We start from the raw sequence: 17650 nt of genomic DNA, 5'->3' as shown, positions 1-17650 counted from the left end.
GGTCGAGGCTATCGCGTTCCGGGATCAACTCATGGACTGGGTCTACGACAAGGCGAACGGCACCTCCACCGAAAACACCGCCATCACGGAGTTCACCGAGAGTGTCGGTGTCGACCTTGATGGGGCGTTCACGCTGCTCTGGTACTGCCGCGACGAAGGCCTCCTCAGCGACGAGGGCACGGGCATGGGTAACCCGTGCGCTGTCCTCACCGCGTACGGCATCGCCGATGTCTTGGAGCGCCGCCGTCGGCGGGCGGACCCAGCATCGCGAGCGCGTACGTGCCGGTCGGCCTTGCTGAGCTGGTTCTACCGTCAACGCATCACCCAGGTACACATGCCGGTCACCGATGAGTTCGGGCAGGCCGACGGCTCACTTTGGGAGGCGACCCGGTTCTCCACGGTGGAGATTCAGGATGCGGCCGAGTACCTGTCCGACAAGGGACTGATCAACGGCGTCAGTGTCGCCGAGATCCGTGGACCGGTGCAGGCTGAGATCACCACCGACGGAATCGACTGTGTGACGGACTGGAAGAGCAACGTGGCGGCATACCTGCGTGACCAACGCGGATACGGTCCGACAATCAACCACGGGCCTGTGTTCCATGGAAACACCCAGGGCGGGCAGTGGGCGTGGGGCAACCGCGACGTGTCCCAACACCAGGACATCGCCCACCAGGTGGCGCCGGAGTTCCAGCCGCTCGCGGAAGCAGTCGCTACCATCCTCGGACAACTTCCCGCCTACGGACTCAAGCCGCAGGAACAGCAGGATATCGAAGACGCCGCGAACGAGGTGCTGGCCGAGGCTCAGCAGGACCAGCCCGAGCCGGGGAAACTGCGCCGGCTAGCAACGACTGTCAAGGGCTTCCTGTTCCCGATCGCGACCGACGCGGCGAGCGAGGAGGCGCGCCAGCTGGCGCAGCAGGGACTCGACCAGATCACTGCGGCGATCACCTCGGCCGTCTGATGCCCGCCCGCGCTTCCCAGTCGAGGAAGGGCTGCCCTCGTGCGTAAGCGGCCACCAGAGGCGATGTCCGTGGACCGGGCCGGAGAGGCCCCACTCGATTTCGGGGATGAGCCGCCAGGACCGACGGAGACGGCGCCGCTCAGGCTGATCAAGGTGCTGCGCCCCCGCTCTTTCGACCGCTGCCCGATCTGCGGTGACGCCGCCACGACCGAGGAGCACGTACCGCCGCAACGGCTCGGCGGCACGAAGATGACCCGCACGTGCGACCGGTGCAACCACGGATTCGGAAGCCTCGTCGAAGCCGACCTCATCGACTGGTACGACGGCGCTTTGACGATGCCGTCGTTCGAGGCGGACACGGTCCGAGGCAAGCGGCAGACAGGCCGGCTACTCGTGCGATGGTCACCGAACAGGCAGTTCGTTCTCCTTCCCGAAGGACGCGTCGATCCCGCCATCTGCGAGATCCTGGCCGCCGGGGACGTCACTCTGGAGGTCTCACCACCGAACGAGAACCGATGGCGTCTCGCACTTCTCAAGTCGATGTACCTCGCCGTGTGCCTCAACGCCGGCATACCCGAAGGCGAACCAGCCGACCGCATACGGGCCGAACTCATGGCCGTACGCAACGCCAAGCGCAAGGCCGACGTACCCGTCAGCGCGATCGCCCACGGACTGACCGTGCTGCGGCACTGGGGAGATCCGATCACCGAGGAATCCGTGATGCTGGCCGAAATCCAGCTCGAAACCGGACCGCTCCCGGGCGTCCTCCTCGCGGGCCGCGTGTTCGTCTCCCTGTCATCAACAGGCGGCGAAGCCATGCCAGCACCGACCGGGCGCCTCACCCATGAAGTCCGGGTCGGCACTTCGGTGAAAGGCACGGTCGCCTCCGTCCGTCCCGAGCCGCCGCCGCAACGGACTCACCGGAACCAGGCAGGGTAAGTTCGATGTCGTCGGCCGCGCCGGAGTTACCACCGGCTTCGAGACGATCGCCTTGTCCCTCGGCGCTGCGTCGCCGGCCCTGGGCCTGCGGTCGTGGGCCCACGCGGCAGCTCAGGCCACTGCGGTATTCGCGGTCGGTGACAGCGATGTCCGCAGCACGGACCGTAGTCAGCCTGAGTTCATCCTGGTCTTCGGCTGGGCGCGGCTCGTGGCGGCGTCCCAGAGCCGACCTCGATGAGCAACTGACGGACAGGCTTGGTGGATAGTCGCCGCCGCTGTAGGAGGTCATGCTGGTGGCCCGCGAGTCGTTGACGGGCAGCTCATCGCTGCCGGGGTATGTTGTGGGGCCCAGTGGCGATAGTCGCCGAGCGTTACCACAACGGTTGGCGTAGTGCTCGCTCCCTGGCGGAACTTGTAGAAAGCTGGAGTCAATACGTGCGTCTTGCAACGATCCGAGTGCAGGGCTTCCGGAGCCTCGCCGACATCGGCCCTCTTGAGATCAGCCAGCCGATGATCTTGGTTGGCCACAACGACAGCGGGAAGACAGCATTCCTCGACGCCCTGTCGTTCCTGCTGGGCGCGTACACACTTTCGGACGAGGATCGCACGTACCTCGACACGCAGCCCGGTTCCTCAGACTCGCCGGCCCGGCGACGGGTCGAGGAAACGATCGTCACGGGTGAGTTCCAACTCTCCGTTCACGAGCAGAACACCCTTGCCCTGCCTTCCCGTGTGCGAGTGCGTCGCGGGCGGTTCCCGTCCGGCAAGGTCGAGGCATCGGTTGAGCTTGACGTTGCCGAGGACGAGTCCTTGCGCGGGTTGGCAGGTAAGAAGCTGGATGAGCTTCGGCGTCTTGCCAGGGAGAACTTGGTCGACTTACAGGGCAAGACCCGTAAGGAAGACATCGTGCAAGTGCTGGAGGACTTCGCCAAGGGAGAGCCGACGGTCAGAGACTGGGTTCCCCTGCCGGCACAGGTACGCGATGCCCTGCCTCGGGTGCTGCGTTTCGGCGATCACGAGTCAGCCGAGTCCGCTGTCCGATCAGCGCTCAACGCCCGATTCCAGCAGCACTTGGAAGATCCTAAGCTCAGTGAGCAGGTCACCGTCCTGCAGCAGGAACTGAGCGCGCGAGTTCGTCAGGACGCGCAGGGCCTGGTCGACCACATCAAGGCACGATGCGACGAGTTGACCTCGGTCGAGGTGGAGCCCGAGATCAGCTTCACCAAGGTCCTGAAAGCCACACATCTGAATCTGGCAACCGCCGACGGTGAGGGCGTCGGCGTCGGTCGCTCCGGCGCCGGACGGGCCCGACGGGTCAGCCTCGCCGTCTGGGAATGGGCCAGCGACGCACTGCGCGACACGCTGAACACGCCGGGACCTGACGCCGAAGCGGCCGGTGAAAGCGGGCCGCACGACTGCATCGTCATCTACGACGAACCGGACACCCATCTGGACTACCTGCAACAACGTCGCATCATGAAGGTCATCCGCGAGCAGAGCGCTAACGAGCACATCGGGGTGGTCGTCGCTACTCACTCGATGAACCTCATCGACGGCGCCGAGCCCGGCGACATCGTCCACCTGCGGCTGCAGACGAACAACCGAACCGAGATCGACAGCATCCTCACCTCAGATGCCCACGACATGCAAAGCCGGCACCTGATGCAGATCGCCGCAGCTCTCGGCTTACGTAACACGATCCTGCTTCACGAACGGTTCTTCCTCGGCGTCGAGGGAGACACCGAAATGGTAGCTTTCCCGGTGCTCTTCCGCCTGGTCACCGGACGGACCCTGCAGTCCGCAGGCATCGTTCTGGTGCCGTGCAACAAGGATGAGGGCGCGATCATCTTCGCCGGTCACCTCGTCAGGCACGGCAGACGTGTCGCCTTCGTCGTCGACGGCGACGTGTACGGCAAGAAGTTCTACAGCGAAACAAGGCTGGCGAACGCCGGGCTGGTGAAGCGCGAGCACGTCCACCTGCTCGGCGACCCTGGCAACGAGTTCGAGCACGAGTTCTCCGACGAACAATGGGCGCACGCCGGCAACACACTCTGGAGGCGTACCGACGGCCGCCCCTGGAGGGCAGCCGACATCGCCGAGCTGCGTAGCGGCCCAAAGTTCAGCGCGGCGCTAGAGGATGCTTTCCGGGTCAACAGCGATACCGGGCCCAGCGGGAAACCAGCCACCATGGCAGGCCTCGTGCGCAGCCTCCAGGACGCATCCGAGGTCCCTCCGAAGATTCAGGAGATCTTCGCCAAGATCACTGCGCTCGCCGCACTCGACGAGTGACCCGTCTGTTCGGCGCGGCGGGCTAGCATCCGCACCCGCCGTTGCGCGGGCGTCGGTGCCTCCCAGCCGTGCCATCCGCGGCCTTCGGTCCATAGCTGGACGTGATCGCGTTCAGCTATGCCACACCATCGGCAGCCGTTAGGTGATGTCGGCTGTCCATGCTGGTTGAGGACTTGCACGAGACTTCCTCCTCACCCGCGCGCCTGATCCCACTGTGCCACGGGGGTACGACGATTTCTATCGGTCACCGCCACACATCACGGCCGGACGGACGCATGAACGCACACCCTTTGTAGTCGTATCACACTTAATGCCATGCCAGGTACGTTTTGTCTCCTGATCCATGTTACGAGGCGGGGCAGCACAGGATTGAGGAATCCGCGACGAAGGCCACCTCAAATCGGCGGCGTCGCCGACGTAGAGCACGGCCCGCCGGGTGTTAAGTAGCTGCAGAAGCCTTTTGATCATGGTGTCGAGGGGTTCTTCCGCCGCCAGGGCTTAGCACTTCAGCCGCATCTGGTGAAGTCGGTTCTTCGCTGGTAGTGAACGGTTCCGACGCGGTACTGATGTCGGCATCGCCATCGTGACCATCGATGTATGTGGTCGAACGGTCGGATCGTGGTGGTCAGGTGTGCCAGAAGACGGCGGATCTCACCGTGGGTGAGAGGAATGAGGCCGTCATCGGATTCGGCGCCCCCTTTTGACGTTGGCGGCGGTGACGGTGAGGTAGGTGTGGGCGCACAGAACGAGAGTCATGTGCCGGTACCAGGCGTCGTACCGACGCACCTGGTAGTGATCCAGGCCGACCTCAGTCTTGGCGGTCTGGAAGCACTCCTCGATCGCCCACCGAGTCCCGGCGATGCGGATCAGATCCTCGTCGAGGGTGCCCGCGGGGCCGAAGCACAGGTAGTAGGCCAGGTCCGTGGGGTCGGTGATGCTACGTCGGATGAGCAGCCAGGCCGTATCCATCGACCGTGCCGGCTAAGGAGGCCACGGCCCAGTCGTAGAGTCGCTGTCCTTTGGCGCCGTCGCCGCAGCTGCGCCGTTCCACGCCAGGACCGGTGCATTGTGGCGAGGACGTCAGGACGGGAACTGCCCACCACGGTGGAGACCTGCGGTCGAGCGCGCGGCCGGGCCACGCGAGCAGGTCGCCGGCGCGGTGGCGCCACGCGATCGAGAAGGTGCCGGCGCAGCGCGTGGTGGAGGTCCTCAACGCCGCCCTGGCTTCCCGCCGTGGTCCCCACGCCCGATGACCAGGCGGACTATCCGGCCGGGAGTGCGTAGCGCCGAGCGAGGTCGTCGAAGAACTGGTCGAGGCGCTGCTCGATGCCAGGCTCGTCCAGTTCGTGACCGCCGAACCGGTAGATCTCGTAGCCACGCAGCCGCAGTGCCCGGCCCTCGGCCATCGTCTCGGCATAGCGGCTCGGGTTCGCGTACCGGCGCCGGTTGGCAGCACGTCGTCGTCGGCGTAGTGCTGCGCCCCGTCCCACTCGATCACCACCCGGATCCGGTGGGGCAGCAGCAGGAGGAAGTCCATCCGCTGGCGAGTCAGCGGCGGGGTGTTCGTACCGTAGCGGGCCTGGTGGTAGGGGTCGTAGTGCAGGTAGACCTGCGGGATCAGGGCTGCGATGTCGGGCCGAGGCGCCGGTAGCGCCTCTTGTACGCGTCCAGGATCTGGCGTTCGCCGGGGTTGCCGCCCAGCGAGCGCTCCAGCCGGTCGTGCAGGTTGTTCCAGACCTCTCGCTCAGGCAGGTGTGCCAGGTCGGCGTGGTCGGTCCACCAGTCGCCGAGCTGCCGCCAGGTGAGGCCGTCAGCACCCAGCGGCCGGTCGTAGGAGGCCCTGCCCGGTGCGTCGTGGCAGCGCTGCCGGCCCCGCTACCTGCGCACTGGGCTGGCGAAGATGCCCAAGTCGGCGCAGCCATGGATCGCCGCGGTGTGTGGCGCGCTCGTGCGCCACACACCGTGTCTCCGTCGTTTGAGAGGGCCTGGAGAATCTGGGTGATGACCGCATGCGCGGGGTCGTACCGGTCTACGCCGGCCTTGTCGTCGAGCCACGCCGTCGCGGGACGACTGATGCGGTTGCTTCTGCGGCGGCGTGTGAGAGTTCGGGTAGGACGGCGCCGTAGAAGGTGGCGGTGAAGTGTGGGTTGGAGTGGCGTAGTCGGTTGGAGATGACTTTCATGTGGATGCCGGCGGCGAGGCCCATGGTGGCGGCGCCGTGGCGGAGGTCGTGGAGTCGGATGGGTGGTAGTCCGGCTTGGGTGGCGAGGTGGTGGAAGTGGTCGGTGACGTCGGCGGGGTGGAGCCGCTCGCCGGTGGGGGTGGTGAAGACGAGTCCGGTTTTGGTCCAGGCTGCTCCGGCGGCGAGGCGTTCGCGGTTCTGTTGGGCGCGGTGGGTGCGGAGGACGGTGATGGTTTCGGTGTCGAGGGCGATGGTGGCTTCGCTGTCGGTGGTTTTGGGGGTGTCGATGGTGGTGGCCCAGCCGTGTTGGACGAGTTGCCAGCGGACGGTGAGGGTGGCGGCGTCGAGGTCGAGGTCGTCCCAGTGCAGTCCGCATGCTTCGCCTCGGCGTAGGCCGGTGAAGGTGATGAGGTGGTAGAGGGCGTAGAGGCGGTCGCCGGCGTCGTGGGTGTGGTCGAGGAACCGTCCGGTGTGTTCGGGGGTCCAGATCATGACCGGACTCGGGGTCTTGCCGGTGTCGCGCCAGGTTTTGACGCGTTGGTCGGTCCAGACAGTGGGCTTGGGTACTCGGGCGGCGGGTAGCTCGACCAGGAGGGCGGGGTTGATGTCGAGGTAGCGGTGGCGGCGCATCGCGTCGTTGAGGGCCTTGCGGAGGGTTGCGTGGATGAGGTGCATGGTCCTCGGTCCGACGACCCGCTGGTTCTTGACCTGGTCGCGTTTCGCCGGGTCGCGGCTGGCGCGCAGGGTGGCGATGGTGGTGTTGCGTTCGGCGATGGCCTCGTACATGGCGTCGATGTGGCCGGGGCGGAGCCGGTCGATGCGTAGGTGCCCGAGGTGCGGGATGAGGTAGAGGCGGATGTGTCCTTCGTAGGAGCGGACGGTGCCCTTCTTGATGTTCTGGCGGCCGGCGAGCCAGTCGGTGAGGTACTCGGCCATGGTGGGCAGTTCGGTGGGGGTGATGTCGAGGTGCAGGGTGCGGCGGACCTGGTCGGGGGCGGGGACGGGTGCGCCGGTCTTGACGGCGGTTTCGATGAGGTCGCCGGTTTTGACCATGACGTGGGGGTCGGTGGGGTCGGGGACGGCGAGGGCGGCGCGGATGCGGTCGAGGGTGGTGTCGGCGTCGGTTTGGGTGGGGTAGGGGCCGTGGCGCAGTGTGCGGCGGGTGCCGTTGGCGCGGGCGGGTAGGTCGATCTGCCAGTGCCATTGGCCGTGGTTGCGGGACCAGCCGCCGCCAGGCCGGCGCAGATCGGGGCAGGAACGTCCCAGCCGCCGGCCCGTCGCGGTGTCGCGGCAGCCGCAGCGTTTGAACGTGGAGCCTTTCATCCGTTGTCTCCGGGGTGCTCGACGTGGTGCCGCCAGCGGTGGTGGGTGTAGTCCGCTGGTGGCGGGGTCGATGCATCCACGCTCGACACCACGGCGGGATCAAGTCGCCGGCTGACGTCGGGATCCGGGGCAGGCTGGTCGATGAGGAGGAGCTGGAGGAGGCCGGTGACGGGGACGATGATGCGGGTGCCGGCGCGGATCAGTGGTGTGGGGAAGGTGTCGGTGGCGGCGAGCCGGTAGGCCTGGGACCGGCTGATACCGAGGACGGCTGCGGCGGTGGGCAGGGTGGTGGCGGCACCGAGCGCGCGGATCCGCTCGACGGTCCACGGCACGTTGGTGGGCGTGTGGGGGCCGGCCGGTTGGGTGTGGGGGTCTGGAGTGGTGTGGGCGTTCACAGGTTGGGGTCTCCTGACTACGGTAGAAGCGATGCAGAGGCACGCGCGGTGGCGGGTTCTGGTGGTGTCGGCGGGGTGCTGCGGTCCGCGGGTTCGGGAGTCTGCTGATCGGTGGGTGGGGCTGGTGGGGCCTGGTCGGCTTTGAGGATCTTCAGTAGTTGTGACGCGCGGGTGTTGGACACGGTGTGGCCGGTGGCGCGCAGTGCGGTGGCCAGGGCGGCGCGGGTGAGCGGCCGGCCTTCGGCGGCGAGGTCCTCCTGGGCGCGTCTGGCGACCAGGAGCAGGGCTTCGGTGTCGGTGGGGTGGGTGGTCGGTCCGCGCCGGGACGGCCGGTGTCGGCGGACCGGTCCCCCGGTCCGGGAGTGGCCCGGTCCGGCGTCCGGGTGATTGGTGGGGTGGTGGACGGTCCGCGCGGGCAGACGCCGGTCTGTGGTCGGCAGGGTGGGTTGGGCGTCGGTGCGGTCCGCCGGAAGCTGGCTTGCGGTGGCGGTGGGCTGGTCCGCTGGTCGGGTGGTGGACGGGTTCGTGCCGGCTGGTGTGGGTTGGGGTGGGGTGTTGGTGTAGCCGAGGGCGATCTTGACCATGACGAGGAAGCCGAGCGCGGGCACGGCCGCGGCGGTCCAGCCGATCGGTGACGGTTCGGCCTCCACGACCTGCGCCGCGAGCGACAGGGTCACCGCGCAGGCCAACACCGCCGCCGGGAACACTGTTGAGACCTGTGCCCGTTTGCGGCGGCGCAGTTCCAGGCCGGAGGCGATGGACATCAGCTCCAGCACGATCGCGTCCGCCCACGCCAACCACCCCGGCTGACCATGCGCGGCGGCGACGTTGTGGACGTGGGTGAAGCTGGCCGCACCCGCCGCCCCACCAATCGCCAACATGATCACGACCTGGACAGCTCCCTCTGCCGGATTCCGTCCCGGACCGGCGTCCGGGTCACCGGGTGCGGTCGTGGTCGCCCACCTCCCCCGGCCGGACCACCACCACGCCCGGTCCACCCGAAGGTGCGGACCGGACCAGGGGACGGACGGTCCCGGCGTGCCGGACCAGGAGCGTGGATGGCCCGGTCCGTGGCCGGTCCGCAGACCGGCCACGCGGAGACCGGGACGATACCTTCGCCGGCTCGCTGTCAGGGCTGCTCGGTGCTGTCGCCGGTCTGTCAGCAGCCCCCGGTGAGACGCTGACAGTCCAGTGACAGAACGACCCCGGGGCCATCGTCGTCGCACATGCCGACCGCACGATGAAGGGGGGAGTTTCCCCCTGGTCCTGGACACTTGAGCCTTGGATCGTGGTGGTCCGGGGAGATCAGGAGTCCCTGACAGATGGTGATGAAGCACTACCCCGCCGAGTTCAAGGCCGACGCGGTCGCGTTGTACCGGTCTCGGCCGGGGGCGACGATCGCGCAGGTCGCTGATGATCTCGGGGTCAATCGGGAGACGTTGCGCAGTTGGGTCCGCGCCGACGATCAGCGTCGGGGCGTGACGGCGGGGCCGGCGGCACCGGCGGCCGGGTCGGTGGAGGACGAGAACGCGGCGTTGCGACGCAGGGTCCGGGAGTTGGAGGAGGAACGGGACATCCTGCGGAAGGCGGCCCGGTATTTCGCCGGGGAGACGCGCTGGTGAACCGCTTCCAGTTCGTCGCCGACCACCAGGCGCGCTACGGCGTGAAGCGGTTGTGCACGGCTATCGGGGTGTCCCGTTCGAGCTTCTACTACTGGCGCTCGACCGCCGAAGCGCGGGCCGCCCGCCATGCCGCGGACGTCGCTCTCGTGGGCCGGATCCGGGCGGTGCACGCCGAACACGACGGCACCTACGGAGCACCACGGGTCACCGCCGAACTCCGCGACGCCGGTCTGGCGATCAACCGTAAACGGGTCGCCCGGGTGATGCGCCGCTTCGGCGTGCAGGGACTGCGACTGCGCCGACGAACTCGTACGACGGTGCCGGACCCGGCCGCGGCGAAGGCGCCGGACCTGATCGGCCGGGACTTCACCGCCGGGCAACCGAACCAGCGCTACGTCGGCGACATCACCTACCTACCAGTCGGTGACCGTGGCTTCCTCTACCTGGCCACCGTCCTGGACCTGCACTCCCGGCGCCTCGCGGGCTGGGCCATCGCCGATCACATGCGCACCGACCTGGTCATCAACGCCCTGCACGCCGCCCGGCGCACCCGGGGCAGCCTGCACGGGGCGATCATGCACACCGACCACGGAGCCCAGTACACCTCCCGGGCCTTTGCCGCAGCCTGCACGGCGGCAGGGGTCCGACAGTCGATGAGCGCTGTCGGCAGCTCCGCCGACAACGCCGCCGCGGAGTCGTTCAACGCCACCTTCAAACGCGAGACCCTGCAAGGCCGCCGCGCCTTCACCGACGAACGCGAAGCACGCCTGACCACGTTCCGCTGGATGCACCGCTACAACACCGTCCGACGCCACTCCCGCCTCGGACAACAACCACCGATCACCTACGAGAAGAACACCCGGCCGACGCCAGCTACGCTCGCCCCAGCCGCATAAACCCCGTGTCCAGGATCAGGGGTCAAGCCCCGGGGTCTGGTGAAGCGTTGTCGGTCATGCCGCCTCCCTGGTCGGGTCACGGTCGTCGAGGACCCAGGCCGACAGGTCAGCCAGCGTGGACCGTTGTCCGCCGTCGCCGGCCACCGCCCACACCGCCTCAGCCGGGCACAGGCCGGCCGTAGTGGCGTGGTCGCGGGCACCGGTAGCGACCGGCACCAGCGGCGGCGTCTCGGCCCACACCCGGCGGAGGTTGCGTTCCCGGGCGGCGGAGTGCAGCCAGAACAACACCGGCCATGCCCGCCCCAACGCGGCGAACCACTCCCGGTAGCCGACCAGCTTCCCGGTCAACACCGACAACGGCTCACCACCGATGTCGTACTCCACGAAGAACGGCACCACCCTGCCACCGGTAACCCACAGGCCGTAGCCGTCCGGACGCACACGAGGCTGGTAGGCGCGCACCAGAGCCGGATCCCCCGGCCGGGTGAACACCCCCGACCGCCGGCACTCCGCCTCCGACAACCACTCCCCCAACCGGGCCTCAGAATGAGTGCGGGCATAGCCGGCGAGATCGGTGAAGAAGCCGTTCACCCCCAGGCGGTGCTCCAGGGTGCGGCTGGACGTCCAACGGCGCCGCTCCACCCGGGCGTGATCACGCCGAGGCGGACGCTCGTCGCGGCCCGCGGCGACAACCTCCGCGCCGAGCTGGTCAATTACGTAGTGGTACGGATACGAGCCGCCGTCAGCGCGCTGCGGGCGGAACCGTGCCACCAACCGCAACCGGTACAGGATCCGCAACCGCCGCTGACAGAAATCCAGGGACGGGAACAGGGCATGCGCGATCTGGAACGAGGTCAACACTCCGTGGTCGTAGAGCCAGCCCAACAGCACACGGTCACGGGCGGTCAGCTGGGACTGGACCCGAAGAACCGGATCATCCACCAACCACCACCTCCCCTCCTGCAGGGGATGCCAGCCCCAGGGGGAGAGACCCGAGACCACGCAGGGTCTGTCGCAGGACAAGCCAGCAGGGCTGACAGCCGACCTGACCTGCGGTGCGAGACGGAACAAGGGGTCCGTTCCGGCGTCCGGCTGAAGACTGACCTCAACACCGACGCCAACCCGGACCCCGCAACGGGCACCGAAACGAAATCCGCCGCCGCCACCGGCACCAAACCGGAGCGCGCGACGACAAGATGGACGACGAACACAACAACTCCTTGATCGAGAACAATGAAGATGGGCGACGACAGTTACGACGCCGCAGGGGTACGCAGCCACAGGCGAGCGCGGTGGGCTACGGAAAGGCGCGCTGTGGAGTTGTCAACGAACAAGCCGACCGGCGCACCAGCCGGCCCAGGGGCGGATGAGGACGGCAACCACCGACACGACCACCAGAAGGGCGGTCGCGGCAGCGGGAACAGCGGTAGCAGGTAGCGGCGGAGCATGGCGGCAAGCGGCCCACACCGACAACGGGCTCGTCTCGGCCTGACGCAGATGCTCTGGCGGCCGCAGCATCGCAACGGCCCGATGGAGCGTCGGCTCAACCAGCCGGAGAAAGATCCTTCATCGCGAACCCCCTGACACCCAGAACCATCGACGGCCCGCCCACCCCAAGCCCCGAACGACCGGCAGCGCTCCCGAGGAAGGGTCACCAGACCGGCCGATCGAACCCGACGGACAGACCACCACGCGGTCACGTGCATACCAGTACGCCTCCGCCAGCAACACCCTGTCAACCAGCATCACCAGCAGCCAAACGCCACGCTCCCGGACCCAGCCGGACGCAATGGCACCCGCTAACCCGCACTGACACCCAGTAGCACGGAATCCCGCCCGAAACAGGCAAAAAAAATCTTGACCAACCGGACCAGATGTCTCATATTTTGAGACGAGCTCTTGCCGGCAGACCGGCCGGAGCCACGCCGCCGCTTCTCAGTTGCCGAAACCGCATGCCGGACCAGCGACAGCACGGGCGGACTGGCAGACGAGACCCGCCCCGATAGCACCCCCACCTACAAGTCGAAGGCGCGCTCAGCCGACAGGTCTTCGACGTCGGCCCGATCTGGCACTATCAACCCGACACCCCACCCCAAGACGACGAGATCCACGAGCAGACGATGGCCAGGCCAGGCCCTCTCATGCCGATGACGGGACGTGCGTCTACGGAACTTGGACTCGAAGACGACTGTCCGGTTCACTTTGACCATTCCGCGTGGAACGATCTGAGCTTGAGTGACCATGCTTGCCGCTGATGCCTGCCGAGGAGAGCGATGCCGAAGTCGATGCCCGCGCTGCAGGGGTTTGCTGCTCGGCTCGCCAACGGGCCAGCGTTCCTCCTGCTCGGCCGGTCGGCATCCCTTAATGAGAGCCCCGCTGTGGAGTACCGCTGGAGCGGGATCTACACGACGCGGACCGATCCCGCGGTACCAGCGCAGTTCCGCACCGCATGGCGTACGGTCATGCCGCTCGGCGCGATGTCGTCCACGCCCTCTCGCAGTCAAACCCAACTCGAGGTCCGCTTTCTGCTCGGTGGGCAGGACCTTCCGGAGTCCGAGCGGCCCCCGATCAACCCGCTACAGATAGCGGATGCCCGGATGCGATGCGTCCAAGAGCTTATGCGTCTGGTGACGGAAACCGTCACGCCGCGAGGCACCGTCGTGATCGAGGGCTGGGCGCCGGGCGATGACCTCGCGGTCACCGACCTGGTGCCGGCTTTGCGCGCTCTCGGCCCTGGTCAGGTGCACCTCTTCACGGGACGACCCTGGGTCGGAGACCCCTTCGTCTCAAGCCTGGTCAGCGCCGGCCAACTCGTCTTGCACTCCGAGTCGCTGGACGACGCCATTAGCCGGCTCGCCGAAACAGGCGCGCTCACCGTCGGCCGCCCAGTTGGGCCATCTCGTGGTTCCCAGCACGTCATCGCAATCGGCGACGGTTTCGTCGAGATCGACATCCACACGTGGAACCAGATCCGGCGCTCCGCCCGCCCCGTCGACCTCGAATTGCTGACGCCACCCGTCCTCAGCTCCGAGGCGGCGCGGTACCAGGAGTTCCGCAGGTTCGCCGGTGCCACCGAGGGTTCGCCGCAGTGGCGGGGCATCGCCGCAGGCATGAACATCCGCCGCGATTTCGAGTCGGACCTCGCAGAGAAGGTAGCGGAGGCGCTCAAGGAGCCAGATCTTCTCGCGCCACTCGTCCTGCTGGGACAGACGGCGACCGGAAAGAGCGTTGCCTTGGCCGCGCTTGCTGTGGAGCTGGCCCGCAGTGGTGAGTGGGCGGTGCTGCACCAGTCCCGACGCACCGTACGGCCGTCGCTCGACGACATCGACATGTACGCGACCTGGGCTGAGAAGCACGGTGCGAAGGCGACCGTCCTGGTGTGGGACGGGATGGTCGACCCGGACGAGTACGCGGCACTCCTGCGGCAGCTGCGCAGCCGGGGCCGTAAAGTGCTTATCGTCGGCTCGGGATACGCCGCACGAAACAGCAGCTCTCTGTCCGTTAACGCCCCGGCGGAACTGACTGAGAACGAGTTGAAGCAGCTCCTAGCCTCGTTGAAGTCCTTCGGCATCGAGGTTCGTGCACCCAAGGCCGCCTTGGACACCAGCTTCCTGGCGTTTCTCTACCACGCCCTGCCTGACTCCCACTTCAACCTCACCAGCGGCCTCGCACGGGAAATGCGGGCTGCCGAGAAGGGGATGGAGAAGCTGGTCCGGGAACGGGGCAGGCAGGCGAGCCAGGGTGAACGCTTGACCGCCATGGCGGCGGCGTTTCACGCCGCGGGGTTCGCCCTCGGCAATATGCTTCCCGGTCCGGCGGCAGACGAGAAGCCGCTTATTGAGCAGACCTTCGGCGAGCGCCGTTCGATCCAGCAGGTGACAGCCCTGGTGCTGGTGGCTACCCGGCACGGCGTGCCCGTCCCGATCGATCTGGTCCTGCGCATACTCGGTCGTGAAGGTGCGCGGAACATACTGGAAGTATTGAACTCATTCGACATTATCCGCGATATCGAGGATGACAACGGCGAGTATCTGTTAACAGTCCGCTCTCACCTGGAGGCGGAACTCCTGGCCCAGCATGAGATCTCCCTCGAAGTGGAGATCGAGATCATCACCGAGGTAATCCGGCAGCTCCGGGTGAACGAGGGCTACACCGCCGGGGCAGACGAGGTCGCGTTCGTGGTCTCACTCCTCGAACGGCTCAGCCCGAAGTTGCATGACACCAGGTACAAGCCACACTACGGTGAAATATCTGAGGCACTCGCCGATCGGCGGGCGGAAACCGGGCGCCTTCACCCCCGTCTGGTGCTGCAGGAATCCCTCTTCGTGCGCGGCTTCGTCCACTGGCGGCAGGAGCGGGGCGACGGAACCTCGGAGGAGCGGATCGCCGAGCTTGAGTACAATCGCGACCTACTTGAGGAGGTGCTCGCCGACAGCAGCGTCAAGGGGATGATGCGCCTGACGCTGACGGTCGAACTGGCCTCGACGCTGGGTGCAATCATCCATGAGATCTCCAAGCAGCCCGAGGCTGCCCCCACGGCCGGTATCATCAGCCAGCTCGATGATATCCTCCGCGCGGTGCTCCAGGCACACGCCATCGATCCGGGGAACCCCTACCCCATCGATGTTCTGGCATGGTCGACCCAGGATGCGATCAAGACTGAGTCACTCTCTTCCCACGAACGGCTAGAGCGCCTTACTAATGCCGTCGCCATGCTGGACTCGGTCGACCGGGTGCCGTTGAGCGAGGCACAGCGGGCGAACCTCGACCGCCGCGGCGCCGAGCTCAACAGGCTGATGGCCGATGACGACGCGTTGTGGGCGAACATCCGTAGCCTGGAACAGAATGCTGACCCCGCCGCAACCTACTTTCTGGCCAAATTCGAAGCCGACTCGGGGTCGGTGGGCGAAGCCAACGCGCTCGCTCGTCTGCAAAGAGCACCGCTGGCGACCCGGCGGGATTGGCGTTGTGCCCAGTTACTCCTGGAGCTCACCTGGAAGAAGGTCACTGGAAAACGGCTGCTCCGGGGCGGTCGCATACCAGTCCACTTCTCGCAGGCGGATCTGGACACCCTGCTCCATCTCGTCACCGACCTCAGCGACACCGAGCTTCCCGAGAGCTACAAGATCACCTTCGTCAAGGCGCTGGCTCTCTTCGTCTCCGGCAACTACTCCGAGGCCAAGCGCACGTTCCGAGAGTCCGAGCAGATGACCAGGCAGTTGCCACGGCGGATCCATACCCTGGTACTGCTTGCCGACGAGTCTGGCGACCCGAGGATCTTCACCGGCAGGGTCGAGAGGGCGGATGAGCAGAGTGGTGAGGTCTGGGTCGACGAATTGAGCACGAGGGTATATTTCGAGCCCCGCCTGTTCTCGGCCTCTCAACAGTTCGTCAGGCATCAGCCACTACCCGCTTTCATGATCGGATTCAAGCTCACGCGTGGACCAGTCGCCGAGCCCCGCACCTTGTACCGCGAGACGCGGCCAAAATGACCGATCCACTCGCCGCACTCGCCCTCAATAAGCTGATCTGCACAGGTGTGGACCTGAGCTACGAGACGCCCGCAGATCCGGAACCCCGACCGGGTACCGAAGCCGCTTTCGACGCGCTGGTGACGCAGTACTACAAGCTCTTCCGCGAAAGCATCCGTGCCGACGTAGCATTTCTTCGTTCAATCGAGGAGTCGCCGAACGTCGCGCGCTTCGATAACACCGTCTACCAGCTACGGACGGCGAAACAACACGACGACAACCGGCGGGCGAAGGCCTTCTACGCGGAGTGGGCCCGCGGCCGGTCCTGGGAGGCTGCCGCGGAGGCATTCTTGGGTGAGTCGGCGAAAGCTCTGTCCGACCTGGATCGGATTAGTCTGCTTGTTCGGCGCGATGCGAAGCTGACAAAGAGATGGAGGGACAATGCTTCGGTCGAGCCGGACGCCATCTTCGAGGCGGTATGTCGGGATATGGACGCCCGCTTCGGTTATGGCTATCGACAGAAGCTGCTGCACAACATCAGCCACCGCCAACGGCGCCTGACGCCGGGAGTCGACGTGCGGGCAGCCGTCGAGCAGTTCTGTGCACAGGAGATCACTGCAGCTGAGGATCTCACCTTGCCGGTGCCGTATCACCAGGTTCTCGACAGGCTAGGCCTTCTGGGTAAGCGTAAGGCTCGCGCGGCGCTGCTCGTGGCTTACTCGGTCTGCGCGGCGACTGACCTCACTGGCGAGGCGTTCCTTCAGCGAGTCGAGGAGGCTTGGCAGGTCGGGAGTTCCTGACGACGGACGGGTGCCCGTCCGGAACGAACGGGTCGGCACAGTGGATAGCGTGTCGGGCGCGAGGCAGCCGGGTGACGATGTCCTGCTCAGCCTGCACGGTCAGGGCCGGCACCCGGTTCGCGATCGGCAAGCTCCAAGGCTTTGACGTAGACCCGGGTGGCCGCAAGGTGCACTCTCATGCCGCTGTCCGCTCGGGACAGGCTTCAGATGCCCCAATAAGGAATCGCTATCGTGCTCGGTTCCAAAGCGGTGACGCCGCCGACGCATCCAGGACTGCCCGCTCGAGTGTCACTGCAGCTTGCCGGTCTTTCGTCACAGCCCATCGGATATGTAGGTCGGCCCAGTGCAAGGCGTCTTGCGCCCACGCCGCCGCGCGCTTGGGCTGGCCGCCGACGAGTTGCTCAAGGTGCTCCTGCACGAATGCGACATCGGCAAGGGCCCGATCCAGGACAGCTTCCCCCAGCCCACTGACCGCCGCCTTCCCACGGCGGTACACCGTAAGCCGTCCTCGAAGTCCTTGGCCACGACGCTCGCCGGCCATGCCCACGTAGACGAGATCGCCTGCTGCCCCTTGCCGAGCGAGGTACACGCCCGGGAGACGCGGCGCCGAGACAGCCGCATCGTGGAAGGGCAGCCACGGCGACCACTTTGCAAGGGCTGCGACTACGTCGTTGGCAAACACCGGACCAGCATGCCCGCAAGTGCGAACAAGACGAACCTCTGGAGGTATCGCGTTCTCGTGCCGCCGATCGGGCCCGGCGGAGAAGCC

General features: G+C 66.7%; 11 protein-coding genes and 1 pseudogene. 6 read left to right on the top strand and 6 right to left on the bottom strand.

All coding sequences use genetic code 11. From position 1 onward, the window contains the following. The first annotated feature begins 31 nt into the window (after positions 1 to 31). The 3 genes from O7633_RS25950 to O7633_RS25940 all read left to right on the top strand — a co-directional run bounded on the left by O7633_RS25950 (position 32) and on the right by O7633_RS25940 (position 4192). Entirely contained in the window at positions 32 to 964 is a 933-nt protein-coding gene (locus tag O7633_RS25950; RefSeq protein ID WP_282324257.1) for a hypothetical protein, read from the top strand. A 69-nt stretch (positions 965 to 1033) separates the two neighbouring features. Beyond that, positions 1034 to 1903, top strand: a complete 870-nt coding sequence (locus tag O7633_RS25945; protein WP_282324256.1) for an HNH endonuclease — start codon at positions 1034 to 1036, stop codon at positions 1901 to 1903. A 435-nt stretch (positions 1904 to 2338) separates the two neighbouring features. Continuing rightward, on the top strand, positions 2339 to 4192 hold the full coding sequence (locus tag O7633_RS25940; protein WP_282324255.1) for an AAA family ATPase: 1854 nt from the start codon (positions 2339 to 2341) through the stop codon (positions 4190 to 4192). 678 nt (positions 4193 to 4870) lie between these two features. On the opposite strand, the pseudogene O7633_RS25935 reads toward O7633_RS25940, so the two are convergent. From O7633_RS25935 to O7633_RS25915, 5 genes and pseudogenes are all read right to left on the bottom strand, one after another. Beyond that, positions 4871 to 5240: pseudogene (locus O7633_RS25935) on the bottom strand (IS701 family transposase); the annotation flags it as partial. A gap of 214 nt (positions 5241 to 5454) precedes the next feature. Then, a complete protein-coding gene (locus O7633_RS25930) occupies positions 5455 to 5598 on the bottom strand; it encodes a hypothetical protein (protein WP_282324254.1) in 144 nt (47 codons plus the stop codon). 623 nt (positions 5599 to 6221) lie between these two features. Continuing rightward, entirely contained in the window at positions 6222 to 7697 is a 1476-nt protein-coding gene (locus tag O7633_RS25925) for a site-specific integrase (protein ID WP_282324253.1), read from the bottom strand. After that, positions 7694 to 8092 (bottom strand): hypothetical protein, encoded by a 399-nt coding sequence (locus tag O7633_RS25920; RefSeq protein ID WP_282324251.1) that lies wholly within the window; start codon positions 8090 to 8092, stop codon positions 7694 to 7696. The genes O7633_RS25925 and O7633_RS25920 overlap by 4 nt, the downstream gene beginning before the upstream one ends. Positions 8093 to 8109: 17 nt before the next feature. Then, positions 8110 to 8973: a DUF2637 domain-containing protein gene (locus O7633_RS25915; RefSeq protein ID WP_282324250.1), complete on the bottom strand. Its 864-nt coding sequence runs from the start codon at positions 8971 to 8973 to the stop codon at positions 8110 to 8112. A 441-nt stretch (positions 8974 to 9414) separates the two neighbouring features. Between O7633_RS25915 and O7633_RS25910 the strand changes: the two genes are divergently transcribed. After that, positions 9415 to 10610, top strand: a protein-coding gene (locus tag O7633_RS25910; RefSeq protein WP_282323940.1) for an IS3 family transposase whose coding sequence is annotated in 2 segments (ribosomal slippage) — positions 9415 to 9700 and positions 9700 to 10610 — 1197 coding nt in all. Because the reading frame shifts where the segments join, the coding sequence is not laid out codon by codon here. A 54-nt stretch (positions 10611 to 10664) separates the two neighbouring features. On the opposite strand, the gene O7633_RS25905 is transcribed toward O7633_RS25910, so the two are convergent. Continuing rightward, positions 10665 to 11552 (bottom strand): replication-relaxation family protein, encoded by an 888-nt coding sequence (locus O7633_RS25905; RefSeq protein WP_282324249.1) that lies wholly within the window; start codon positions 11550 to 11552, stop codon positions 10665 to 10667. A gap of 1331 nt (positions 11553 to 12883) precedes the next feature. Here O7633_RS25905 and O7633_RS25900 point away from each other — a divergent pair. Further along, positions 12884 to 16102, top strand: coding sequence for a hypothetical protein (locus O7633_RS25900; protein WP_282324248.1), 3219 nt, complete (start codon positions 12884 to 12886; stop codon positions 16100 to 16102). Further along, positions 16099 to 16881 (top strand): hypothetical protein, encoded by a 783-nt coding sequence (locus O7633_RS25895; RefSeq protein ID WP_282324247.1) that lies wholly within the window; start codon positions 16099 to 16101, stop codon positions 16879 to 16881. Before O7633_RS25900 ends, O7633_RS25895 begins: the two co-directional genes overlap by 4 nt. The last annotated feature ends 769 nt before the right edge of the window (positions 16882 to 17650 follow it).

Source organism: Micromonospora sp. WMMD712 (assembly GCF_029581295.1).
GTDB classification, from domain to species: Bacteria; Actinomycetota; Actinomycetes; order Mycobacteriales; family Micromonosporaceae; genus Micromonospora; species Micromonospora carbonacea.
The sequence above is the reverse complement of the archived record's forward strand: the minus strand, read 5'-3'. Positions and strand labels throughout refer to the sequence as shown.

Coding starts and splice junctions, on each gene's coding strand:
- O7633_RS25950 (WP_282324257.1), top strand. CDS start 32: ATGGACTGGGTCTACGACAAGGCGAACGGCACCTCCACCGAAAACACC.
- O7633_RS25900 (WP_282324248.1), top strand. CDS start 12,884: ATGCCGAAGTCGATGCCCGCGCTGCAGGGGTTTGCTGCTCGGCTCGCC.
- O7633_RS25895 (WP_282324247.1), top strand. CDS start 16,099: ATGACCGATCCACTCGCCGCACTCGCCCTCAATAAGCTGATCTGCACA.
- O7633_RS25925 (WP_282324253.1), bottom strand. CDS start 7,697: ATGAAAGGCTCCACGTTCAAACGCTGCGGCTGCCGCGACACCGCGACG.
- O7633_RS25915 (WP_282324250.1), bottom strand. CDS start 8,973: ATGTTGGCGATTGGTGGGGCGGCGGGTGCGGCCAGCTTCACCCACGTC.
- O7633_RS25930 (WP_282324254.1), bottom strand. CDS start 5,598: ATGGCCGAGGGCCGGGCACTGCGGCTGCGTGGCTACGAGATCTACCGG.